General features: G+C 65.4%; 20 protein-coding genes. 6 read left to right on the plus strand and 14 right to left on the minus strand.

Annotated elements, in window-relative coordinates:
• Positions 1-8: 8 nt before the first annotated feature.
• Genes eno through AOP77_RS05710 form a run of 4 tightly spaced genes read right to left on the minus strand, consistent with a single transcriptional unit; the run spans position 9 to position 3,923 of the window.
• Complete coding sequence (eno, locus tag AOP77_RS05695; RefSeq protein WP_062210484.1) at positions 9-1,301, minus strand: phosphopyruvate hydratase; 1,293 nt, start codon at positions 1,299-1,301, stop codon at positions 9-11.
• On the minus strand, positions 1,298-2,296 hold the full coding sequence (locus AOP77_RS05700; protein WP_062210487.1) for a phosphotransferase family protein: 999 nt from the start codon (positions 2,294-2,296) through the stop codon (positions 1,298-1,300). Before AOP77_RS05700 ends, eno begins: the two co-directional genes overlap by 4 nt.
• Entirely contained in the window at positions 2,293-3,063 is a 771-nt protein-coding gene (locus AOP77_RS05705) for an SDR family NAD(P)-dependent oxidoreductase (RefSeq protein ID WP_062210491.1), read from the minus strand. Before AOP77_RS05705 ends, AOP77_RS05700 begins: the two co-directional genes overlap by 4 nt.
• Positions 3,060-3,923 (minus strand): fumarylacetoacetate hydrolase family protein, encoded by an 864-nt coding sequence (locus AOP77_RS05710; RefSeq protein ID WP_062210494.1) that lies wholly within the window; start codon positions 3,921-3,923, stop codon positions 3,060-3,062. The genes AOP77_RS05705 and AOP77_RS05710 overlap by 4 nt, the downstream gene beginning before the upstream one ends.
• Positions 3,924-4,081: 158 nt before the next feature.
• Here AOP77_RS05710 and dgoD point away from each other — a divergent pair, with 158 nt between their 5' ends.
• The gene (gene dgoD / locus AOP77_RS05715) at positions 4,082-5,227 is read left to right on the plus strand and encodes a galactonate dehydratase (protein ID WP_062210497.1); all 1,146 of its coding nucleotides are present in this window, start codon (positions 4,082-4,084) and stop codon (positions 5,225-5,227) included.
• A gap of 240 nt (positions 5,228-5,467) precedes the next feature.
• Here dgoD and AOP77_RS05720 read toward each other — a convergent pair whose 3' ends face one another.
• The 3 genes from AOP77_RS05720 to AOP77_RS05730 all read right to left on the minus strand — a co-directional run bounded on the left by AOP77_RS05720 (position 5,468) and on the right by AOP77_RS05730 (position 9,229).
• Positions 5,468-6,520 (minus strand): ABC transporter permease, encoded by a 1,053-nt coding sequence (locus AOP77_RS05720; protein ID WP_062210499.1) that lies wholly within the window; start codon positions 6,518-6,520, stop codon positions 5,468-5,470.
• The gene (locus AOP77_RS05725; protein WP_201774091.1) at positions 6,517-8,112 is read right to left on the minus strand and encodes a sugar ABC transporter ATP-binding protein; all 1,596 of its coding nucleotides are present in this window, start codon (positions 8,110-8,112) and stop codon (positions 6,517-6,519) included. The genes AOP77_RS05720 and AOP77_RS05725 overlap by 4 nt, the downstream gene beginning before the upstream one ends.
• 70 nt (positions 8,113-8,182) lie before the next feature.
• Positions 8,183-9,229 carry a substrate-binding domain-containing protein gene (locus AOP77_RS05730; RefSeq protein ID WP_084622350.1) on the minus strand — a complete coding sequence of 349 codons (1,047 nt, stop codon included), beginning with the start codon at positions 9,227-9,229 and terminating at the stop codon, positions 8,183-8,185.
• Between the two features lie 259 nt (positions 9,230-9,488).
• Between AOP77_RS05730 and AOP77_RS05735 the strand changes: the two genes are divergently transcribed.
• The gene (locus AOP77_RS05735; protein ID WP_062210502.1) at positions 9,489-10,298 is read left to right on the plus strand and encodes a FadR/GntR family transcriptional regulator; all 810 of its coding nucleotides are present in this window, start codon (positions 9,489-9,491) and stop codon (positions 10,296-10,298) included.
• Positions 10,299-10,421: 123 nt separating this feature from the next.
• Positions 10,422-12,749: a 5-methyltetrahydropteroyltriglutamate--homocysteine S-methyltransferase gene (gene metE / locus AOP77_RS05740; RefSeq protein ID WP_061963176.1), complete on the plus strand. Its 2,328-nt coding sequence runs from the start codon at positions 10,422-10,424 to the stop codon at positions 12,747-12,749.
• Between the two features lie 174 nt (positions 12,750-12,923).
• On the opposite strand, the gene AOP77_RS05745 is transcribed toward metE, so the two are convergent.
• Complete coding sequence (locus AOP77_RS05745) at positions 12,924-13,415, minus strand: GNAT family N-acetyltransferase (protein ID WP_062211530.1); 492 nt, start codon at positions 13,413-13,415, stop codon at positions 12,924-12,926.
• Between the two features lie 56 nt (positions 13,416-13,471).
• Between AOP77_RS05745 and AOP77_RS05750 the strand changes: the two genes are divergently transcribed.
• Entirely contained in the window at positions 13,472-14,014 is a 543-nt protein-coding gene (locus tag AOP77_RS05750) for a putative periplasmic lipoprotein (protein ID WP_062210505.1), read from the plus strand.
• A gap of 23 nt (positions 14,015-14,037) precedes the next feature.
• Here the strand turns inward: AOP77_RS05750 and AOP77_RS05755 are convergent, their stop codons facing one another.
• The 5 genes from AOP77_RS05755 to AOP77_RS12345 form a co-directional block, all read right to left on the minus strand.
• On the minus strand, positions 14,038-17,184 hold the full coding sequence (locus tag AOP77_RS05755; protein ID WP_062210508.1) for a fibronectin type III domain-containing protein: 3,147 nt from the start codon (positions 17,182-17,184) through the stop codon (positions 14,038-14,040).
• Between the two features lie 68 nt (positions 17,185-17,252).
• Positions 17,253-18,467: a cation:proton antiporter gene (locus AOP77_RS05760; RefSeq protein ID WP_236685760.1), complete on the minus strand. Its 1,215-nt coding sequence runs from the start codon at positions 18,465-18,467 to the stop codon at positions 17,253-17,255.
• Positions 18,468-18,501: 34 nt separating this feature from the next.
• Positions 18,502-18,981 (minus strand): cation:proton antiporter regulatory subunit, encoded by a 480-nt coding sequence (locus AOP77_RS05765; protein WP_062210513.1) that lies wholly within the window; start codon positions 18,979-18,981, stop codon positions 18,502-18,504.
• A gap of 34 nt (positions 18,982-19,015) precedes the next feature.
• Positions 19,016-19,921: a phosphotransferase gene (locus AOP77_RS05770; protein WP_062210515.1), complete on the minus strand. Its 906-nt coding sequence runs from the start codon at positions 19,919-19,921 to the stop codon at positions 19,016-19,018.
• Positions 19,922-19,983: 62 nt separating this feature from the next.
• A complete protein-coding gene (locus tag AOP77_RS12345) occupies positions 19,984-20,148 on the minus strand; it encodes a hypothetical protein (protein ID WP_160300054.1) in 165 nt (54 codons plus the stop codon).
• 90 nt (positions 20,149-20,238) lie between these two features.
• Between AOP77_RS12345 and AOP77_RS05775 the strand changes: the two genes are divergently transcribed.
• Together AOP77_RS05775 and AOP77_RS05780 are read left to right on the plus strand one after the other, a co-directional pair.
• Entirely contained in the window at positions 20,239-20,877 is a 639-nt protein-coding gene (locus AOP77_RS05775) for a class I SAM-dependent methyltransferase (RefSeq protein WP_062210517.1), read from the plus strand.
• Between the two features lie 14 nt (positions 20,878-20,891).
• The gene (locus tag AOP77_RS05780) at positions 20,892-21,977 is read left to right on the plus strand and encodes a P1 family peptidase (protein WP_152649784.1); all 1,086 of its coding nucleotides are present in this window, start codon (positions 20,892-20,894) and stop codon (positions 21,975-21,977) included.
• A 9-nt stretch (positions 21,978-21,986) separates the two neighbouring features.
• Here AOP77_RS05780 and AOP77_RS05785 read toward each other — a convergent pair whose 3' ends face one another.
• On the minus strand, positions 21,987-22,538 hold the full coding sequence (locus tag AOP77_RS05785) for a GNAT family N-acetyltransferase (protein ID WP_062210522.1): 552 nt from the start codon (positions 22,536-22,538) through the stop codon (positions 21,987-21,989).
• Positions 22,539-22,550 lie beyond the last annotated feature (12 nt).

The following is a 22,550-nucleotide window of genomic DNA, read 5'->3' on the forward strand; positions in this document are numbered from 1 at the left end:
TGCTTAGTTCACAGTGCCGGATTGCGAGGCTGACCCGCAAGCGCGGCGCGGCCAGCGAACGGCAGGGTGCCGTCACTTTCGAGTTCGAGGAGTCGGTTCCACTTGGCCGTGCGCTCGCTACGCATGGTCGAGCCGACCTTGATCTGCCTCGCGCCCCACCCCACGGCGAGGTCGGCGAGCCAGCTGTCCTCCGTGTCGCCGGAGCGCGCACTGACGACGGTCTCGAAGCCCGCACCAATGGCCTCGAACACCACGCGCTCTGCGCGCGATACGGTGCCGGCCTGATTGACCTTGACGAGCACCGAGTTCGCGGAATCCTCCTCGATTCCACGGCGCACGCGACCCAGGTTGGTGGCGAAGGTGTCGTCGCCAAGCATCTGCACGTGGCGCAGCATTGAGGTGGCGGCGCGCGAGCCCTCCCAATCGTCCTCGCCCACGATGTCCTCGATCGACACGATCGGGTAGCGCTCCACCCAGGACGCGACGAGGTCGAGCCACTCGGCCACACTCAGCCGGTCACCCTGACCCGCGAGCACGATCGCGTCGCCGTCCACGAGCTGCGTGGCGGCGACGTCGAGGGCGATGCCCATCTCGTCGGCCGTAAAGCCAGCCGCGTCTATGCCGTCGGAGAGCAGTGCGAGCACCGCCTCATTGCTGTCGAGGCGAGCAGCGAGGCCACCCTCGTCAGCGACCAGCGCAGACCAGCCGCCGCGCGCGTCAAGCAGCTTGGCGCAGGCTGCTCGCACCCTGGCGACCTGCTCGATCGCCTCGGTGAATGATTCGGCGCCCACTGGGACCGCCAGGAAGTCCTGAATGTCTACCGCGCGCCCGGCGTGGGCGCCGCCGGACAGGATGTTGACCATCGGCATCGGGATGCTTGCTTCACGTGGGCCAGTGAGAGTCGACCACAGGGGCGCGTTCTCCGAGGCTGCGTGCGCGACGGTGACGGCAAGCGAGACCGCGAGTGCGGCGTTGGCGCCCAGGCGGCCCAGGTTGTCGGTGCCGTCGTGGGCCTCTAGCGCGTCATCGATGGCGATACGTTCGCTGACGGACCTGCCGGCGATCAGTGGCGCGTACTCCTCGTTGACGGCACGCACCGCTCCGCTGACGCCCCAGCCGCCGTAACGTTCGCCGCCGTCGCGCTTCTCGAGGGCCTCGTGCCGACCGGTGGACGCGCCCGAGGGTGCGATGGCCCGGCCCTGCGTGCCGTTGTGCAGCGTGACACGGCAGGCGACGGTGGGCCGTCCCCGAGAATCGAGGGCTTCCCAGGCGTGGGTGTGGGCGATGGCGTCGTGGGTCATCGGGGTGTCTCCTTGAGGCGGTTCCAGGGGTCACCGATCGCATCGACCGGCTGGGTGAGAAGGTTGGCGCCTAGCGCGTAGGTGCGGCGTCGCTGCGCATCGTCGAGGTACTCGGCGGGGGAGCGGCCGTCTACCCGCGCGAGCAGGAGGCAGCCAATCTGTTGGGACAGATGAACGGCATCCACGGCAGGGGCGCCGGGCAGGTACGCGGCGAAGAAGGCGGCCGATGCGGCGGCGAACTGGTCCTCCCACTGCGGCAGATGGATTGCCTTCATGAGCAGGTGGCTGGTCAGGAAGGCGGGATCGAACGTGGGGTCCCCCAGATGGGCGACCTCAAAATCGATCACCCAGGTGCCGGAGTTGCCCACCAGGAAGTTCTTGGGAGAGAAGTCGCCGTGCACCAGGCAGGTGCGTGTCGCGGCCATCTTGTCGATCACAGCGTGGATCTGGCTTGCGAGGTCTGGGTTACGTTCGGCCGCGGTGCGGTGATACGGCTGCAGACGCAGAGCATCGAACATGTCGGTGTCGCCCACGAGGTCCCCACTGAGGCCCGCGCCGTTCTGCGTAGCGCGCTGCATAGTGCTCAGCGTGCGACCCAGGCTCGCGGCGACGCTCACGTCGATGTCGCCAGCGACCAGACGTTCCTTCCAGTCCGTCCAATCGTCCGGGGCGCGCTCGATGGTCAGAGTGAGTGCCTCGGGGTCCAGGTCAACGGTGAAGGGTGCGGCCTCGGAATCGATGTTCGCCAACACCCTCAGGCCCTCTGCCTCGCGCAGTACTCGCTCGCGCGGCGCGAACCAATCGTCAGCGACCTGCAGTTTGCCACGGGCCTGCTTGAGAACCAGGTGAAGGTCGTTGTCGTCGACTGCGAGGACCACATTGCTCACGCCGCCACCCAGAAAGCGGGCGGTGGCACGAGTCGGGTCGACGATTCCCCGCGCACCCAGGTAGGGCACGACGGTGTGCTCATCGAGTAGGGGGTCGTCGGCGCTCAATACGTTGCCCGCCCGCCGCTCAGGTCGAACGTGAAGCCGGTGGTGAAGCCGGCAGCGGGCGATGCGATGAAGGCGAGCATCTCTGCGACCTCGGTGAGCTCGCCGGTGCGCCCCATCGGAATCTTCGCCAACATGTAGTCGACAACCTCCTGCGGCTGGCTATCCAGGAACGGGGTGCGGATGACGGCAGGGGCCACGGCGTTGACCGTGATGCCATCCTGTGCGTACTCCTTGCCCTGCGACTTCACCAGGCCAATGAGTCCGGCCTTGCTGGCGGAGTACCCAATCATGTTGGGGTTGCCCTCCTTGCCGGCGATCGACGCGACGTGGACGATGCGCCCGTAGCCGCGAGCGAGGAAGTGCGGGATGGCGACGCGCGCAATGATCAAGCCGGGCGTGAGGTTGACGGCGAGGGTGCGTTCGAACTCCTCGACCTCCACCTCGTGGCTGCGGCGCCCAAGGGGACCCTGGATACCGGCGGAGTTGATCACCGCGTGAACGGTGCCGTCGCGCTCCACCGCGCCGTCGAACACGACCTGCAGCGCTGCCTCGTCGGTCACGTCGGCTGCTGCGCCGTACGCGGAACCGCCGGCCGCCGTGATGGCCCCGGCCACAGCATCGGCCGCCTCGCCGTTGCGGTCAACAACGGTGACGGTGACGCCGCGCGCGCCTAGGAGCAGGCACGTTGCCTCGCCGATCCCGTTGCCGCCGCCGATGACGATGGCGGCCGTTCCCGCCGGGAACTGCGCAGGAGCGGCGGCGCTCACTTGGCGCCGTCCGCGCTGTAGTCAATGAACGCATGGCGCTGGGAGCCGAGGCCGCTGATCGAGACCTCGACCACGTCGCCGGCGGACAGGAACTTGCCGGGGGTGAACCCGGAGCCGACGCCCTGAGGGGTTCCCGTGTTGATAACGTCGCCGGGCATGAGGGTCATGAACTGGCTGATGTACCAGACCAGGTAGTCGACGTCGAAGATCATGTCCGCGGTGGAGGAGTTTTGGCGCACCTCGCCGTTGACGGTCAGCTTGAGGTCGAGGGCGTTCGGGTCGGAGACCTCGTCCGCCGTCACTATCCACGGACCGAGCGGATTGAAGGTTGCGCAGTTCTTGCCCTTGTCCCACTGGCCGCCCCGTTCGAGCTGGAAGGCGCGCTCGGACACGTCGTCCGAGATCGCGTAGCCAAGGATGTAGTCGCGTGACTCCTCCACCGAGGCCAGGTACTCAGCCTTGCGGCCGATGACGATCGCGAGCTCCACCTCGTAGTCGGTCTTCAGGCTGCCCGGAGGGATTACGACATCGTCGTATGCGCCCTGCACCGTGTACGGGGTCTTCATGAACAGGATGGGCTCTTCGGGGATGGCCATCTTGGCTTCGGCCGCGTGCTGGCGGTAGTTCAGCCCCACGCAAATCACCTTGCCGGGCCAGGCAATAGGTGAGCCGATGCGCACGGTCGAGAGGTCGATCGTCGCGTCGCCGGCAGCGGCGGACGCCTTGATAAGGCGCATGCCGTCGATGGTGGTGGGGTCAGCGCCCGCGGCGATGGCGGGACGGACGTCCACACCCGTGAGGCCGTCGATGCTGGCGACCTCGATTTCGTGGCCGGGCTCACCTATGCGAAGGAACTTCATTGTTTTCTTCTCCTCGATTATCGCGCGAACGTCGAGCTCGCTCTTGAAGGCAAAGTTATCAGATAGGTGTTGCCGGTGCAATGGCACCAATTCGCATATTCCCTCTAGAGGCCACCCATATCTATCTGATATGTTTACTTCCAAACAAGGAGGTTTTGATGAAGATCGACCGGATTGAGACGTTCATGGTCCCCCCACGGTGGCTATTCGTGCGGATCGAGACCGACGACGGCCTGGTCGGTTGGGGTGAGCCGGTCGTGGAGGGCCGCGCGGCAACTGTGCGCGCCGCAGTCCAGGAGTTCTCCGAGAACCTCATTGGGCGGGACCCAAGCCGGATCGAAGACATCTGGCAGGAACTCACCAAGTCCGGCTTCTACCGCGGCGGCCCTGTGTTCTCAAGTGCCATCGCAGGGATCGACCAGGCACTCTGGGACATCGCTGGCAAGCGCCTGGGAGTGCCCGTTCACGAGTTGCTCGGCGGCGCCGTTCGCGACCGTGCGCGTGTCTACGGCTGGATCGCAGGTGACCGCCCGGGCGACATCGCCGAGGAGGCCCAGCTCCGGCTCGAGCAGGGCTTCGACTGCGTCAAGATGAACGGGTCGGCCGAGCTCAGCGTCATCGCGTCACAAAGCGAGCTACACGCCGTCGTGGAGCGCGCACAGGCAGTGCGGAACGCCATCGGTGATGCGGACTTCGCTCTTGACTTCCACGGCCGGTTCTCTCCCGCCATGGCGCGGCGCACCCTGCCCCTCCTTGAGGGGCTCAACCCGCTTTTTGTGGAGGAGCCGGTGGTTCCCGAGTTGGCCGCGGAGCACCTCGCGCGCATCACCTCTGGGACGACCGTTCCAATCGCCACGGGGGAACGCGCCTACTCGCGGTGGGACTTTGTTCCGCTGTTGAGCGCGGGGATCGCCGTGGCCCAGCCGGACGTATCGCACTGTGGCGGCATCTCCGAGATGAGGCGCATCGCCGCCCAGGCAGAAACTCATGGAGTCTCTCTTGCGCCTCACTGCCCGCTGGGGCCACTCGCGCTCGCGTCCTGCCTCCAGGTCGACTTCACCGCTCCCAACTTCCTGATTCAGGAGCAGAGCCGCGGCATCCACTACAACGACTCGTGGGATGTGCTGGACTACGTCCTCGACTCATCCGTGTTCGACGTCGTTGACGGCTCGATTGAGCGACTCACCGCCCCCGGGCTCGGCGTGGAGATCGACGATGCGGCTGTTCGAGAGGCCGACAAGCGTGGCCACAACTGGCACGCTCCCGTCTGGCGTCACCCTGACGGCAGTCTCGCTGAATGGTGATCACTTCTGAGGTGGCATGAATGGGCCCCCCCGTTACTCGCATTCGAGTGACGCGGGGGCCCTTTCTGTTTGCGCCGATGCTAGGGCGGGGGCGACGGCCGAAGTTGAAACTGGCCTCGCCTGGTCCGGCGCAGCATGGGCTGGGCTGGGTGGCGTGTCCCTCGTCGCCGCCTGGGCAACGCAAAGAGCCGGCGCCCTGGTAGTGCAGGGCGCCGGCTCTTCTTATGCGGGGGGTAACGGTTAGTCAGGTAGGCCCACTGCGCGGGTTCCGCGACGGCGCTGCTGAATCACCACGGCGATCACGAGCATGGTGCCCTGCGCGATGTCCTGCCAGAAGGAGTTGACTCCAAGAATCTGCAAACCGTTGGTCAGCACGCCCAACAGGATGACGGCGAGCACGGTGCCGATGATTGAGCCCTTGCCTCCTTGGAGCGCACAACCACCGAGCGCAACGGCTGTGATGACCTGAAGCTCGAGTCCCTGGCTACCTGACGTGGGCTGACCGGAGCCCGTGCGTGCTGTCAGCAAGATTCCTGCTATTGCCGCGATCACACCCATCAGCATGTAGGCGCCGATCACGTACTTGTTGATGCGCAGGCCGGATAAGCGGGCGGCGACCTTGTTGCCACCGATCGCATAGATGTTGCGGCCGATGTCGGTGAACGTGAGCATTGTGTAGACCAGCGCGGCGATCACGAGGAAGACCAGGATGAGCACAGGGATGCCCGCGATCTTGCCGAGCGACAGGAAGGTGAAGACGTCGTCGCCACCGGTGTAGCCCTGGGCAGAGCCGTTGGAGACGAGGTTCACGACTCCGCGGTAGGCCGCGAACGTTGCGAGGGTGGCGATGACCGCGTTCACGCGCCCGTACACAATGATGAGCGCGTTGACCAGACCGGCGACCGCGCCGACCACGATTGCTACAGCCATGCCGAAGATGGCGCTGCCGCTGGAGGTGAACACCATGGCACTGATCACGGAGGCGAGTCCCGCTTGCGAGCCGACCGAGATGTCCAGGCCGCCGAGCAGCATGATCACGGTCTGTCCCACGGCGAGTACACCCAGGATGGCGACACCCTCGCCGATGACCTGCATGTTAGGCAGGCTGAAGAAGTTGGCGTTCTGAGAGCCGATGGCCGCCGCGAGCACGATGAGCGCGACGATGAGGCTCAGATTTTGCGCGCCGACGCGGGCCACGAACTTCGCGGCGAAGCTGAGCTCGCGCTTTGCGCCGGGCTTGTCCTCAGGCGGAGCGATCTGCGTGGGAGAGGCGCTCCCTGTTGAGATGGTCATGATGTTCCTTCCAGGGCGACGTTGCCCGAGTTTGTCGGTTGATCAAGGGAGTCCGAGATCGCCAAGGTCAGTACGTTTTGTTCGGTCGCGTCGGCGCGGGCGACTTCGCCCACGATTTCTCCGCCACGCATCACGAGGATGCGGTCGGCCAGGCCAATGACCTCGATGAGTTCATTCGAGATCACGACCACGGCGATGCCTTCAGCTGCGAGTTCGCCGATGATCCGGTAGATGTCGGCCTTTGCGCCAACGTCAACTCCGCGGGTGGGTTCGTCGAGGATGAGCACCTTAGGCTTGCGTGCCAGCCAGCGTGCAACGACGACCTTTTGCTGGTTGCCGCCGGACAGGGTCTTTACCTCCTGGTCCATGGACCCTGCGCGCACGCGCAGTCGCTTCATATAGTCGGCGACCAGCCCGCTCTCCAACCCGCGCCGCACAAAGCGTGCGCGGGTGAGTGAGTTGAGGACGACGAGGGAGATGTTTTCCTTGATAGAACGCGTCATAACGAGCGCCTCGGTCTTGCGCTCCTCGGGAGCGAGACCGATTCCTGCACGCACAGCGTCGATCGGCGAACGAAGTTTCTGCACCTCGCCGGAGATGGCGATGGTGCCGCTGAGGATCTCGGCATCGCCTGCGAGTGCCTTGGCAAGCTCGGTGCGCCCCGCACCCACAAGGCCGGAAAACGCGACTACTTCGCCGGCCCGCACGTGAAACGAGATGTTGGAGACGTCTGCCGTAGTGAGCTCCTTAACCTCGAGCACGATCTCGCCCGCCTCGGTGTGGTCGCGATCGAAGGCGCCGAAGACGTCACGGCCCACCATGTTTCGCACCATCTCGGACTCGTCGGTGTCGGACATCAGCGAGGCGAAGACGGACTGGCCGTCGCGCAACACGGCGACACGGTCGGCGATCTCGGCAATCTCCTTCATACGGTGTGAGACGTAGATGACGGCCGTTCCGGAGGCGCGCAGGCGCGCGATGAACGCGAACAGCGCCTCTACCTCGTGCTCGGACAGTGAAGAGGTGGGCTCGTCGAAGGCAATGACTGCGACCGAGTCGTCCTTGAGCGCGCGGAGGATTTCTACCAGCTGGCGCTGTGCGGGTGAGAGGCGAGACCCCAGGGTCGTCGGGCTGATAGCAGAGGAGAATCCCAGACGGTCAATGACGGCCTGGGTTTCTGCGATGACCTCGTGACGGCTAACGAAGCGTGCGTGGCGCGGGATGGATCCAATGAAGACGTTCTCGGCCACAGAGACGTCGTCCAGGATCTCGGGCTCTTGGTAGATCACGCGGATGCCGGCCGCCTTGGCCTCAAAGGGGGAGGAGAAAGTGCGGTCTGCACCTGCCAAGTTGATTGATCCGCTCGAGGGTGCGTGTTCACCGCTGAGGATCTTCAAGATCGTGGACTTGCCTGCTCCGTTCTCGCCCATGACCGCGAGGACTTCACCAGCACGCACGTCGAGATCCACGCCGCTGAGTGCACGGATGGGGCCGAACGACTTGGTGATGCCACGCATCTGCAGCACGGGCGGTGCATCGCCATTCGTGTCGTGCAGCGGCTGCTCCGCGTCATGATTTTGCGTCGAGTTCATCAGCGCTCCTAAGTGTTGGGGGAGGGGCGCACCGGTTGCCCGGTGCGCCCCAAGGAGAGGGTGTGCTGCGTTAGCCGCAGAGCATCCCGGAGTCTTCCCAGGTGTCGGCGTCAACCATGACTGCCTTACCGAGGGTCTCCGCGGGGATGGGGTCCCCCGTGCGCAGGTGGTCCACGAGGACCTTGACCGATGCGGCACCGTCGACGCGTCCGTCGATGTACAGCGCTGCCTTGTTGCCCGACTCAACGCCGGCCTTCCAGTCCTTGCACGCGAGGTAGGCACCCAGGCCGACGCCGATGACGTCGTCTGCGGCGACGCCGCTGTTCTCAAGGGCCTTGACCGAGCCGGTCACGCCCTCGTCGTTGCATCCGACGACGACCCAGTGCTTGACGCCCTGGTTCGCGGTGATGGCCGCTCCGGTCTTGCTGAGCGCTGCAGGAGTGGAGTTGTCGGTACCGACCATCACGACGTCGGGAGTCTCGCCTGCGACCTCGGTGAACATCTCAAGTTGACCGGTCTCACGGTCCTGGCACACACCCAGGTCCTCCTGCTTGACGCTGATGATGCGGGTGTCGTCCGCCGACCAGCCGGCTGCCACATAAAGCTCGCCAGCCTTCTCGCCCACCTGCTGACCCATCGTGAGCGAGTCGATGCTCACCCAGGGGGCGGGCGTGCCGTCTGCCAGTTCGAACGGGTCGTCGGAGGCCACGTAGGGGATGCCGGCCTTGTCGAGGATCTGCGCGACCTGAGGTCCGATCTTGGCGTCGGGCACGACGATGGCGACGCCATCTGCACCCTGGGCAACTGCGGTGTTGACGGCCGTGATGGCGGCATTCGAGTCGGTTCCTACGTCGACCATGGTCACCTCGACGTTGCCGAGTTCGTCGGCCTGCGCCTTGGCCCCTTCGGCCTCGTCGACGAAGTATTGCTGGTCACCCTGCTTCTGGATATAGGTGATTTTGAGAACCTCGTCAGCCTCGGCAGGAGCGGCGTTGGTGGTATCGGTGGAGGCGTCGGTCGCCTCTTCCTGACCAGAGCTGCAGGCAGCAAGCGAGAACACGAGAACTGCAGCGGCACCGATGGCCCCGACGCGTTGGAAACGGTTGGTGATGGTCATTCCACTCTCCTTTGAGTAGTTCAGTTCGGGATGTCATACAACTTTGTACGGCTGTGCTGTTTGGATAGCGCCCCTGCCACGCGCATCTCCGTGTGAGTGCCAGTGCTATTCGCGCAACTTGATCATCATTGACAACAAGGTGGTATGTCAAGTTCTTCAGACTATTCGTTATCTTTCGAGACATTTGAGGGGAGGCTCAGGCCTCAAATCGCCGAAAACCGCTCGCCCGAGCCCGAACTAATCAGATAGGCTCCGTGACATGGCCACAAAAGTCACGACTACTGACGGACCACCCGCCTCCGCCTCTGGAGACGGATCCGCAGTTGCCGCCGCGGGTGCCCGTGAGGGTGAGACCGCGCTCGCGTATGTGTTGCGCGAACTCGAGGAACTGATCGTTGGCCAGCACGAGGCGGGCGACCAGTTGCCCGCCGAGACCACACTGGCGGAGTCACTAGGGGTCAGCAGGCTGACGATTCGCGAAGGGCTCAAGGTCCTCGCGGGCCAGGGTTTGGTCGAGCTGAGCCGCGGCCGCCGCCCCACCGTGCGCCACCCGGACAGCACGGTGATGTCGCGCTTCCTGACCATCGCGATCCGCCGAGACTCGCGTGCCGTGCTCGAATTGCTCGGCATTCGCCGTTCGCTCGAGGTGTTGTCCGCGTCCGAGGCTGCTAAGCGCACCAATCGTGCGGCGCTCGCGGCCATGAGTAGCGCGTTGGATGAAATGCAGCGAGCCGCTGAGTCGATCGACGGCACCCCGGAAAGCGTGACGCGCTACAACTCAGCTGACGTGGGATTCCACGAGGCCCTCGCGCTTGCCAGCGGCAATCAGATGCTCTCGCTGCTGCTGGAGAGTCTTGCCGAAGCCCTGCACCACAGCTTCTCTCAGAGTTTTACCGGGTTCATGGCGAGCGGTGGTGACATCTTTGACGCCGTCGCGGAGCATCGCCACATCTACGACCTGGTAGTGGCAGGGGACTCTAAGGGCGCGGAGCGAGCTATGAAGCAGCACCTGGATCGCACCGCGCGTGACCTGCAGTCCGCGCTACGCGGTGCGGAGTCCGCGAGCTAGCACGCCGCCATTGGCTCCTAGGGGCTCGACACGCTAGAATCGCGACCACAGCATCGGCGCAACGTAAGCGTCGACCAAGCGCAATGGCGAGCCCGCCGCGCACCCCACACCTTTCGAGGAAATATGTCTGAACTCAATAACGCCTCTGCCCCTGCGACCGCCTTCCCCGGCGGAACCATTCTTGGTTACCCCCGCATCGGCCGAATGCGTGAACTGAAGAAGGCGCTCGAGTCGTTCTGGAAGGGCGCCTCGACCGCTGCCGATCTGGAGGCAACCGCCGCCTCGTTGCGCACCGAGAACCGCGACCGCCTCGCCGCGCTCGGCCTGGGCCGCACCAACTCGTCGATCCCGTCGAACTTCAGCTTCTACGACCACGTGCTCGACGCCTGCGTGACCTTTGGCGCCGTCCCCACTCGTTTCAACGACCTCCGTGCAGCCGATGGCTCGGTTGACCTGGCCGGCTACTCCACCATCGCGCGTGGCGTGGGCAACAAGGCGCCGCTCGAGATGACCAAGTGGTTCGACACCAACTACCACTACCTGGTTCCCGAGATCGGCCCCGAGACCGAGTTCCAGCTGAACTCGACCCGCTGGGTTGACGAGTTCATCGAGGCCAAGGAAGCCGGCTTCGTCACGCGCCCCGTCATCACGGGCCCGCTCACGTTCCTGTACCTCGCCAAGGCATCGGACGATGCTCCGAGCGGCTACCAGCCCATCGAGCGCCTGGGCGACCTGCTCGCCATCTACCTTGAGCTCCTCGCAGCGTTCAAGGAAGCCGGAGCCGAGTGGGTTCAGATCGACGAGCCCATCCTGGTCGCCGACACCGACAACGACCGCACCGAGGTCCTCGCCAACGCGACCAAGGTCTACGACGCACTGTCCGCGGCCACCAACCGCCCCGCGCTGTTCGTTGCCGCTCCGTACGCCTCGCTCGACGACGCACTGCCCGTGCTCGCGGCCACCGGCGTCGAGGCCATCGGCCTGGACCTGGTCCGTGGCTCCGTTCCCGCAAGCGTCGACCTGCGCGGCAAGACCGTGGTTGCTGGTGTCGTGGACGGTCACAACATCTGGCGCACCAACCTCGACGAGGCGCTTGCCAAGGCCGACGCGCTCGAGTCGCTGGGTGGTACCGTCACCGTCGCGACCTCGACGTCGCTGTTCCACGTGCCTCACACCCTGCAGGGTGAGGAGCACCTGGGTGCAGAGCTGATCTCGTGGCTCGCGTTCGCGGACGAGAAGGTCGCGGAGATCGTCACGCTGTCTAAAGCCCGCAGCGAGGGTGAGGGTGCCGTCGCCGGCGCCCTGTCCGAGGCTCGCACCGCCCTCGCATCGCGTGCCGCTCACCCGGGCACCAACCGTGCCGACGTGCGCGACGGACTCGCTGGCATCTCGCCCGCGGACTTCCAGCGCAGCGCCTACTCGGTGCGCGAGGCAGCACAGGCCGACCGCTTCAACCTGCCGGAACTCGCCACCACCACCATCGGCTCGTTCCCCCAGACCCCCGACATCCGCAAGGCACGTGCCGCGTGGGCCAAGGGTGAGCTGGACGACGCCGGCTACGAGGCCGCGATGAAGGCGGAGATTGCCTCCGTCGTGAAGCTGCAGGAAGACCTGGGACTCGACGTCCTGGTGCACGGTGAGGCCGAGCGCAACGACATGGTGCAGTACTTCGCCGAGCTCCTCGACGGCTTCGACGTCACCAAGAACGGCTGGGTTCAGTCCTATGGCTCGCGCTGCACGCGTCCGTCCATCCTCTGGGGAGACGTTGCTCGCCCCGAGGCCATGACGGTGCGCTGGGCCGAGTACGCGCAGTCGCTGTCGGACAAGCCGGTCAAGGGCATGCTCACGGGTCCCGTGACCATCCTTGCGTGGTCGTTCGTTCGCGACGACCAGCCGCTGGGCACCACCGCCAACCAGGTGGGCCTCGCGCTTCGCCAGGAGATCGCCGACCTCGAGGCTGCCGGAATCGGCATCATCCAGGTGGACGAGCCCGCCCTGCGCGAGCTGCTTCCCCTGAAGAAGGCCGACCAGCGCTCGTACCTGGACTGGTCCGTGAACTCGTTCCGCCTGTCCACGGCCGGCGCGAAGGACGACACGCAGGTCCACACGCACCTGTGCTACTCGGAGTTCGGCGAGATCATCGACGCGATCGACGGCCTCGACGCCGACGTGACCTCGATCGAGGCTGCCCGTTCGCGCATGGAGGTCCTCCCGGCCATCAAGCAGCACGGCTACGAGCGCCAGATCGGCCCCGGCGTGTGGGACATTCACTCGCCTCGCGTGCCGTCCACGCAGGAAGTCACCGAGCTGCTGCAGCTGGCCAAGGACTCGATCCCTGGCAAGCAGCTGTGGGTCAACCCTGACTGCGGTCTGAAGACCCGTGGCTACGCCGAGACCAATGAGTCGCTCGAGCACATGCTCGAGGCGACCAAGGCAGTGCGCTCCGCGTAACTCGCACTTCTTCGCTTAACGCGGCGGCCCGGTTCCCTTCAGGGGGAGCCGGGCCGCTTCTGCGTCTGGGCGCCCGTTGCCAAAGTGGCGATGATCTGGTGCTCGACGCATGCAGCCGTACGGGAGTCGCGGGGCTGATGGCCGGATAATAGCCACTTTGGCGGCGAGGCTGGGCTAGCCCTCGAGCAGTAACTGCCAGTGCCCGACGTCGATCCAGCGGTCGAACTTGCGGCCCACCTCCGTGAAGGTGCCGGCGTGAGTGAAGCCCAGCCGTTCGTGAAGAGCGACGGACGCGTCGTTGGGAAGCGCGATCAGCGACAACGCTAGGTGGACGGGTAGCTCGCGAAGTCGCGCGAGCAGCTCGCGATACAGCGCGCCACCGACGCCACGGCCCTGGATACCGTGTCTCAGATAGATGGAGACTTCCACCGAATGCAGGTAGGCCGCGCGGGGGCGATACGGGGCGGCGTACGCGAAGCCCACCACTTCGCCGTCCTCCTCCGTGACCAGCCAGGGCAGTCCCGAGTCCTGGACCACGCCGATGCGACGGGCCAGTTCCTCGGCGGGCACGGGATCTATCTCAAAAGTAATGACCGTCTCGTCGACGTAATAGGCGTACAGCTCGGCGATGGCAGCTGCATCGGCCGGGGTGGCGTTGCGAATCATGGGATCCATTGTCCACCAGAGTTCCGCTACGGCTGTGCGCGCGCTACCGTTGAATCATGCGAAGAATTGTCGCGCTGCTGATTGCTGTGCCCCTGCTGCTGACGGCATGCTCGTCGACCCCGGAATCGCGCGGTCCCGGGCTCGGTGGCGACCCGTTCGCGGACCAGAGCCCCATCGACTCGGCGCCGGACGACAACGGTGCAGGGGTGCCGGCGGGCGAGGTGGACTGCGGTTCCATCTCACAGCAGCAGCTGCTGACCTTTGGCTATGGAGTTCAGACCCTCTCGCAGCTGAACAATCAACCCACGGTCGACGGCGTCAACGAGGGAAGCATCGCCTTCAGCACCGAGGCTTTTGCCGATGCCGTGGCGGCTCTGCGCACGCTCGAGGGCCACGGCGTTGACCCGTACGGCGACCCGACCTCGTCTCTCGACTACTACGCGGAGGTCAACACTGAGGCGGAGAACCTGCTCGCTTACGACACCCCTGTGCCCGAGGCGGAGTTCACCGCCTACGAGAAGGCCACTGGCGGCGCCTCGCAAATCATCACCGAACAGGAGTCGATTAGCGCAAGTTATAACGCGAACTGCGCCGGCTGACCGTCGCCGCGGACGGTGTCCCGCTAGCCGTGGCGACGGGTGCGGCGCGACGCGAGGAAGAGGCCGATGCCGACCAGGGCGAGGAGTGCCGCGAGGCCGCCCAGTGGTGCGGCGTCGAAGCCGGTTCCGCTGAGTCCGCCGCCGGAGTCCGATGTAGCGGTAGGCGTAGGCGTAGGCGTGGGCGTGGGCGTGGGCGTGGGCGTGGGCGTGGGCGTGGGCGTGGGCGTGGGCGTGGGCGTGGGCGTGGGGGTAGGTGTCGGAGTGGGGATGGGTGGAACCACTGCCGCGTTGGTGGTCGCCGTGGCGACGTTGGAGGCGGTTCCCGGGCCGGTGTCGGTGATGGCGCTGACGCGGAACTCGTAGGTGGTGGCGTCGGCCAGGCCCGTGACAGTTGCGGTGGTGGCGGTGCCCAGTGCGAGGCGAAGTATCGCGGTGACGGTGCCTGCGCCCCCGGATCCGCTGCCATCGCGGAGATACGGCACCCAGCTCGCGCCAGGTTCACGGTATTCGATGGTGTAGCCGGTGACGGGGGAGCCGCCATCGGACGCTGGTGCCACCCAGTTGAGGGTGACCTGTCTATCGCCGGGAGTCGCGGTCAGGGCGGTGGGTGCATCGGGCGTCGTGACGGGCGTTGCGGTGGCGGTTGCAGCCGTGCCGGTGCCCTTGGAGTTGACGGCAGAGACCTGGAACTCGTACTCGGTGCCGTTGGTCAGGCCGGTGACAGTTGCCTCGGTGGCGGTCGAGGCGCCGTCCGCAAATGTCATCCACGTGCCACCGGCTTCGCGGTACTCGACCACGAAGTCGGTGATGGGTGACATGCCGTCGAAGCCTGGCGCCTCCCAGGTGAGTGATGCCTCACTGTCTCTCGCTGTGGCGCCAAGGTTCTCCGGAGCATCGGGGACCGAACGGAACTCGATCACGCTAACCGAGCCCTCGTCAAAGTTGGTGGTGTAGGCGGTGGTGCCGTCGGGGCTGACGGCTACATCCACCGGGCTGTCACCCACGGTGATGGTGTCGGTGACGTCGTTGGTGGTGGCGTCGATCACGCTGACCGTGCGATCCTCCACGTTGGTGACGTAGGCGGTGGTGCCGTCGGGGCTGACCGCCGCACCCCACGGGCGGCGTCCCACGGTGATGGTGTCGGTGACGTCGTTGGTGGTGGTGTCGATCACGCTGACCGTGTCGTCGTCAAAGTTGGTGACGTAGGCGGTGGTTCCGTCCGGGCGTACCGCCACAGCTTGTGGGCTTTCACCCACGGTGATGGTGTCGGTGACGTCGTTGGTGGTGGTGTCGATCACGCTGACCGCGTCGTCGCCCGCGTTGGTGACGTAGGCGGTGGTGCCGTCGGGGCTGACTGCTACACCCCACGGGCGGCGTCCCACGGTGATGGTGTCGGTGACGTCGTTGGTGGTGGTGTCGATCACGCTGACCGAGTTACCGAAAGTGTTGGTGACGTAGGCGGTGGTGCCGTCGGGGCTGACGGCTACATCCCAAGGGCTCTCGCCCACGGTGATGGTGTCGGTGACGTCGTTGGTGGTGGTGTCGATCACGCTGACCGTGCGATCCTCCACGTTGGTGACGTAGGTGGTGGTGCCGTCGGGGCTGACTGCTACACCCCATGGGCCGTTGCCCACGGTGATGGTGTCGGTGATCGTGTTAGTGGTGGTTTCGATCACACTGACCGTGTTTTCGCCCCCGTTGGTGACGTAGGCGGTCGTGCCTTCGGGGCTGACCGCGACACCGAACGGGCTCTGTCCCACGTCGATGGAGCCGGTCACCGTGTTGGGAGTGCGCGCATCGGTCGGGGTGGCGGTTGCGGACTCGGAGGCAGCGCTGCTGAACGTGTCGTTGCTGGCGGTGACACTGACGGTGTATTCGGTGCCGTTGGCGAGGTTCCCAATACTGCGGCCAGTCGTCGTACCTCCGGCTGGGTAGATTCCGACGGCGCCCGCACTGTCAAATACCGTCACGGCGTAGCCCGTGATACTACTTCCGCCAATGTCTGTGGGGGGGTCCCAGGTGACGACGATGGAGGACTCGCCGGCCTTCGCAGTCACACCAGTGGGTGCGTTCGGCACAGGGCTCACGGGTTCAAGGGAGATGACCGATACGGAATCGCCCCCGTAGTTGGTGACGAGTGCCTGGGTCCCGTCGGGGCTGACCGCAATACCTGCGGGGCTCGCCCCCACGGGGATGGTGTGAACCACATCGTTGCTCGACGTGTCGTAGACGATTACGGTGTTGGTGTCATCGCTGGTTGTGTAAAGCAGTTGACCGCCAAGGCTGAATGCAAATGGGCCGAGCATGTTCGTTGCCGGGGAGCTATAGGTGACGACGTTGCTGGCTGTCGCGACTATCGCGAGGCCAGGGTTGCCTCCTGTGGCATCCGAAGTTGCGACGTAGAGGCTGCCGCCGTCCGGACTCAAGGCAAGCCTCCAGGCGCGAATGCCCACGTCGATCGAGGTAAAGGACCCGTCCGTTGTGTCGATAACCTCAACCTCCCCCTCAACTGGGCTATTGAGGTAGACCGTGGAACTGTCGGCGCTCACCGCGATGCTGGTGGGGGATGAACCGGCGGGAATGGTGTCGGTCACGGTATTGGTGCCGGCATCGATGACCGCCAGGGAGTCGCCGGTTCGGCACGCCACGTAGACCGCATTGCCGTCCGGGCTGGCGGCGACTGCGAAGGGCAAACTACATACCGATTGGATTGTAGTCGTGAGGGTATTGGTGGCCGTGTCAATGACGTGAACACTATCGACGAAGTTCGCAACATACACAGTGGATCCATCAGGACTAACTGTGACTCCAGCGACGGACCCACTGAGGGGAATCGTTGCGGACACCGTGTTGTCAGTGGTGTCTATCACTGACACGCCGGAAGTATTGGGAGTGCCCGTGCCCGCATTGGTGACGTATGCGGTCGAACCATCGGGGCTAAATGCCACGCTGTGGGGTTTGATTCCTGCCGGAATAGTCGCAGTAACGGTGTGGGGAACACCGCCCGCGACGGCGAATGCCGAGCTCGGCGAAACCGTGACGGCAATCAACGCGAGGACCGCCGCCAAAGCGAGTGCGCGTGTGCCTAGGGTGGCAACTAACGACTGCGGAAACCCACCGCCAAACGAGCGCTGTGCGGACGTGCGAGCATCGTCGATGTGGTCGGGCATGCGTCAAACCTACGGACTACTCGCCCCGCTGGCAAGGATCCTGACGAAATGGTCCTTATGGGAACGCGTTAGGAGCCTGGCTCGCGACCCACCTGCTTGACAGGCCGGGCAGCCTTGAGTGGCGATGGAATCCGGTCCGCGAACCTCATCGCGATGGACCCCGCAAACGCCAGGATCAGCACGTAGGCCGCGGCGAGCGGGCCCAACTGCACCTGCGCACCAGCGGCCACGCCTAGGCCGGCGATGACGATCGAGAACTCGCCACGGGGGACCAGCGAGAGCCCAGTTCTCCATTGACCCTTGGGGCCGATGCCGGCGCGGGAGGCCGCCCAGATTCCAGTAGAGATCTTGGTCACCGCGGTAACTACCGCGAGGCCGATGGCGGGTAGCAGTACCGGCAGCAGGTCGCGGGGGTCGATGCCGATGCCAAAGAAGACAAAGAACAGCCCGCCGAACACATCGCGCAATGGTGGCAGCAGGCCACGCACATCGTCCGCGACCTGGCCGGACAGGGTCAGCCCTAAGAGGAAGGCGCCCACAGCGGCGGAGACCTGCACCGCCTCGGCCAGCCCGGCCACCAGGAACGTTAGCCCCAGCACTCCGAGCAGCAACAACTCGCGCGAGTGTGAGTGCACCATCTTGTTGACGTGAGTCGAGAATCGCATCGACACCAGGAACGCAATGGCGACCAGCCCAATCGCGACCGCGGCCGCGATTGCTCCTTGAGCCAACGTCGCACCCACCAGCAGCACAGCCATGAGCGGCAGGAAGATCGCCATCACGATGTCTTCCATCACCAGCAGGCTCAGGATCACGGGGGTCTCGCGGTTGGCCATGCGGTCAAAGTCGTCGAGCAGCCGCGCGATGATTCCGGATGACGAGATGTAGGTGACGCCGCCCAGCAGCAGCGAGGCGGTGATGGACCACCCCAGGATTAGCCCCACCGCAAATCCGGGTACCCCGTTCGCCACCAGGTCCAGTAGTCCAGCGCGCCAGTTGGACTTCATTCCGTCGCGCAGGTCCTGCGGCGAGTACTCAAGCCCCAGCAGCAGGAGTAGCAGCACCACCCCTATCTGAGCGCCGATCTCGAGGAACTCCTCGCCCGCGGAGATGGGGATGATGCCCCCGTCGCCCATGAGTAGGCCGGCCAGGAGATAAAGCGGGATGGAGGGGATGCCGATGCGCGCGGCAAGGCGCCCCAGCAGCGCGAGCACCACCAGGATGACGCCAAGCTCGATCAGCACGTCCCCGGTGTCGCCCGCCGCAGCCATGGGCAGGGGCATCCCCAGAGTCGGCGCGGCCCAGGACGTCACGGCTCTAGCCGGTCAGGATCTGTGTCGCCTGGCGCACTGCCGTGGCACTGCCCATCACGAGCACAGTGTCGCCAGGGGCAAGGGAGAACGTGGGCTCCGGGCCGGGGATGGCAGCCTCGCCACGGATGACAGCCACGACGGACGCGGAGGTCTCGGTTCGGATCCGTCCGTCGCCGATGGTCTTTCCTGACAGGCCGCCGCCGTCCGGCATGGTGACCCACTCGATCGCGAGGCCCTCGACGTTATGCTTGAGCTCCTCGAGGCGCGCGGTGATGTTGGTGCCGCCCAGCAGTTCCGCCACCTTGCTCGCATCACCCTCGGTCAGTTCTATGGTGCCGCGGCACGAATCCGGGTCCTCGCGGTCGTACAACGCGATGTCGCGCTTGCCGTCGCGACGGACCACCACTCCCACGTGGTCACCGCCTTCAGCCGTGAATTCGTAGCGCACGCCCACGCCGGGCAGCGGTGTCTCGAAGAGTTCCATGGGACTACTGTTCCATGCCTGGGCCTGCGACGCGTTACGCCTCGGCCGCGAGGTCCATTTCCAGCAGTCGCTCCCACGCCAGACGCATCACAAAGGGGTCCTCGAACGAGACGTGCCGCAAGGCGGCAAACACCTGGAAGGCGCCGATGCGCGCATGGGTGGCCGCGCTGATAGCGCCGTAAGCGTCGTAGAGCGCCTGGTGATCGGTGCGGGGCAGAAGGTTAGTTGCGTAGCCGAGGTCCGCGGCCGGGTCACCGCTACCGTAGTTGTGCCATTGCAGGACGCCGGCAAACTGACCGCGGTCCGAAAGCACAGCTCGGGGCTCGAGCCGGCCGTGCGTCCAGGTGGGATCCACGTCCATGGGCGCCGCAATGCCGCGCTCGAAGACGGTGCGTGTGGCATCGGCGTCAATTTCCCGCTGTTCTGGTGCGCCGGAAGCGGCGGCCCGGCTCAGAAGCTCCTCAAATCGGCGTGCCAACCGCGAAAGGGAGACGCTCGTGTGGGGGTTGGTAGCGGCATCGGCCGGGGCCTTCGTGTGAATCTGACGGATCGCGGAACCAAAGGGCGCCGCGGAATCCGCGTGAAGAGGCACAAAGCCGGCAGTCGACGCGGACACCCACTCGACGAGTGTCCAGTGGCACGGGTAGCCGTGGCCCGGTTCGCCACCCGCGATGGGAAAGCTGGCGGGAAAGGTCCAGGCACGCGCCTGGGGGCGTATCAATTCGGGAGCGCGCTCGTACAGGTAGTCCCGGTCGGCGTAGCGCGGAAAAAGCGCACCGTAGTCGTCCCCAATGCGTATCGCGAAGTGGTCTTCAAGAGTGTAGCGACGGCCAAGCTCGCGTTCGGCAAGGTGCGGAAACTGCTCGTCGATGAGCAGTCTCAACTGCTCATCGGGCAGGTAGAGGGGCTCGCTTTCCAGCGGGTGCGCGGCATCGGGCATGGTTTTAGGCTAGTCCTACATGGAGGGGCGCTCGGACCATCGCGCCCTACAAAGAACCGCCGCTACTTGACGTACCGTACGGCGCTGCCGGCAACCTTCAGGCCCTTCGCGGCCTTCGACTCTGGACCGCGAGTTCTCTCCACGTGCTCACCCGACTTTCGCAGGACATTCGCGATGATGGGCACAGCGATGGCGATGATGATCCAGCGGACGATGCGACGGCGCACGGTTGCCTCCTTGGTATCGGACCCTCCTATTATGCGCGAGCGCAGGCTGGTTCTGTAGGCGAGTGGCGTGGTGTGCGCGACAATGGACGCATGAGCGAGGAACTAGAGAAGGCCGATGCCCCCAAGAAGGTGGTCGACGACGATCGCCGCTGGAACTACTCGATTCACTACCAGCGCCGGGTCGTGGATCTGATTCCGGAGAGCGCGCGTACTGCGATTGATGTGGGTTGTGGAGAGGGAATGTTCGCCCGTGAACTCGCCTCCCGTCACCTGGCTGTGACGGCCATTGATGAGGACGGCCCCACCCTTGAGCGGGCGCTGGCCCAGGACACGACCGGCATCGACTACCTCGAAGGAGACTTCCTCACGCACGACCTCACTCTTGAGGGCTACGACGTGGTGAGCGCCATCGCCGTGTTGCATCACGTCGATATCGCGGTCGGGCTGGAGCGCCTCAAGGCGCTCGTCGCTCCGGGAGGCGTGGTGCTCGTGGTGGGCGCGAGCAAGGGCACCATGAAGACCATGCCTAAGGAGATTGGCGCGTCGTTCGCTGACAAGGCTCAGCGACTGTGGCGCGGCTGGTGGGACCACGGAACACCCAGTGCGTGGCCGCCCCCGCACACGTTCGACGAGGTGCGCGATGCCGCTGTCGAGATTCTTCCCGGCTGCGAGATTAAGAACCACTTGCTGTACCGCTACACGCTGACGTGGTCCAAGCCGGAAGCGTGACGGTGAGCGCCGCCATGCCACGTGTCCGTAACAACACGCTGACCGCGTTGGACGGCGTGCGGGTGGGTCATGCCACGCACGTGGACGCGCTAACCGGCTGCACGGCCGTGGTGTTCGACCGCCCACTGTCTGCCGCCGTGAAGGCATACGGCGGCGGCGCCGGGGGGTTCAACCTCGAGGGACTGCGCGGCGGCCACACCGACTACGGCATCGGCGGGATCTTTGTATCCGGCGGCTCGAGCACCGGCCTGCTGACGGGCGCGGGCCTCATGGAGGCCATGCGCGCCGATGGCGTCGGAGCAAAGTCCGGACCGGACGGAAGCATCACGAACCCCTCCGTATCCGGCGCGGCGATCTACGACCTTGGCATGGAGGTCGCGTCGTTCAGCGCTGACTATGGCTGGGAGGCCTACGCCAACGCGACGGCCGATGCGGTGGCAAGCGGCAACGTGGGCGCCGGCACCGGCGCTTCAGTGGGCAAATACCGCTGGCTGGACTTGGGGGCATCGAACCCCGCCATGAAAGGCGGCGTGGGCAACGCGCGCGTGGATATCGCAGGCGCGAACCCCGGCGGCGGCATCACCGTCTGCGCGATGTCGGTGGTGAACGCCGTGGGCAACGTGGTGCTCCCCAACGGTCAGATCTTGGCAGGCAACCGTGACGAGAACGGTGGCTTCTCCAGCTACGAGGAGCTTGCGGAGTTCCTCACGCGCGCGGATGCTGGCAGCAGCGAGCACAACACCACCATCACCGTGGTGGGCATCAACGTCGACCTAGGATCGCTCGAGCACTACGAGAAGGTCGCGCACTTTGCGACCCATGGCCAGGTGCGGGCCATTAACCCCGTACACACGGCAGGGGATGGCGACACGGTCTTCGTGTTCTCCACCGCGCGGGTGACGGATCCGCTGAACTCCACCGCGCAGTACTTCAAAGAGTCCGCGACTGACATTCACCTGCAGGTGGACCTGATTGGGCACGCCGCCGCGAAAGCAGTGCAGGAGAGCATTTACGACGCGTGCCGTAGCGCGCGCACGGTATTGGTCGAGGGCGCCTATGGCGGGATCGTGCCAAGCGCGGCCGACTACCCGGTCAGGTAGTCAGCCAACTTACTGTCGTTGTTTCCACTCGCGCGCCAGTAGTCCGTACATCGCGTCATCGGTGATCCGGTCGCCCACCCAGTAGGACTCCCGCTTGGTTCCCTCGTGGATAAAGCCCAGGCGGTCTAGCACCCGCACGGACGGTAGGTTTCCTGGATCGGTGGTGGCCTCGATGCGGTGCACGCCCAGCACATTGACGACGTATTCACACACGGCCCCGGTGGCCTCGGTGCTGAAGTAGTGGCCCCGCGCCCAGGGGTGCAGGGTGTAGCCGATCTCTGCGGTGTGGCTGTCCTCGGATAGCCGGATGCCGACGTCACCCACGATGCGCCCATCCTTGGTGCGCTCGACCGCGAGCAGGAACCACTCGCCAGGGGTCACATCGCCGCGATCCACCATGGCGTCAATCAGGTCCTGTGCGCTCTCGACCGGATAGGGCACCACCCAGGCCTGGTAGCGCGCGGTCGCGGGGTCGCTACGACGCTCGGCTAGATCCTCGGCGTCTCCTGGCACCATCGCGCGAAGGGTGAGCCTGCCGGTCGTGAGAGGTGAGAATGCCATATCCCCAGTATG

Source organism: Demequina oxidasica (assembly GCF_000975115.1).
GTDB lineage: Bacteria > Actinomycetota > Actinomycetes > Actinomycetales > Demequinaceae > Demequina > Demequina oxidasica.

Bases quoted from the DNA above. Each gene is read 5' to 3' on its own strand.
- eno (WP_062210484.1), bottom strand. From the start codon at position 1,301: ATGACCCACGACGCCATCGCCCACACCCACGCCTGGGAAGCCCTCGAT.
- AOP77_RS05710 (WP_062210494.1), bottom strand. From the start codon at position 3,923: ATGAAGTTCCTTCGCATAGGTGAGCCCGGCCACGAAATCGAGGTCGCC.
- dgoD (WP_062210497.1), top strand. From the start codon at position 4,082: ATGAAGATCGACCGGATTGAGACGTTCATGGTCCCCCCACGGTGGCTA.
- AOP77_RS05720 (WP_062210499.1), bottom strand. From the start codon at position 6,520: ATGACCATCTCAACAGGGAGCGCCTCTCCCACGCAGATCGCTCCGCCT.
- AOP77_RS05725 (WP_201774091.1), bottom strand. From the start codon at position 8,112: ATGAACTCGACGCAAAATCATGACGCGGAGCAGCCGCTGCACGACACG.
- AOP77_RS05730 (WP_084622350.1), bottom strand. From the start codon at position 9,229: ATGACCATCACCAACCGTTTCCAACGCGTCGGGGCCATCGGTGCCGCT.
- AOP77_RS05735 (WP_062210502.1), top strand. From the start codon at position 9,489: ATGGCCACAAAAGTCACGACTACTGACGGACCACCCGCCTCCGCCTCT.
- metE (WP_061963176.1), top strand. From the start codon at position 10,422: ATGTCTGAACTCAATAACGCCTCTGCCCCTGCGACCGCCTTCCCCGGC.
- AOP77_RS05745 (WP_062211530.1), bottom strand. From the start codon at position 13,415: ATGATTCGCAACGCCACCCCGGCCGATGCAGCTGCCATCGCCGAGCTG.
- AOP77_RS05750 (WP_062210505.1), top strand. From the start codon at position 13,472: ATGCGAAGAATTGTCGCGCTGCTGATTGCTGTGCCCCTGCTGCTGACG.
- AOP77_RS05755 (WP_062210508.1), bottom strand. From the start codon at position 17,184: ATGCCCGACCACATCGACGATGCTCGCACGTCCGCACAGCGCTCGTTT.
- AOP77_RS05760 (WP_236685760.1), bottom strand. From the start codon at position 18,467: ATGCCCCTGCCCATGGCTGCGGCGGGCGACACCGGGGACGTGCTGATC.
- AOP77_RS05765 (WP_062210513.1), bottom strand. From the start codon at position 18,981: ATGGAACTCTTCGAGACACCGCTGCCCGGCGTGGGCGTGCGCTACGAA.
- AOP77_RS05770 (WP_062210515.1), bottom strand. From the start codon at position 19,921: ATGCCCGATGCCGCGCACCCGCTGGAAAGCGAGCCCCTCTACCTGCCC.
- AOP77_RS05775 (WP_062210517.1), top strand. From the start codon at position 20,239: ATGAGCGAGGAACTAGAGAAGGCCGATGCCCCCAAGAAGGTGGTCGAC.
- AOP77_RS05780 (WP_152649784.1), top strand. From the start codon at position 20,892: ATGCCACGTGTCCGTAACAACACGCTGACCGCGTTGGACGGCGTGCGG.
- AOP77_RS05785 (WP_062210522.1), bottom strand. From the start codon at position 22,538: ATGGCATTCTCACCTCTCACGACCGGCAGGCTCACCCTTCGCGCGATG.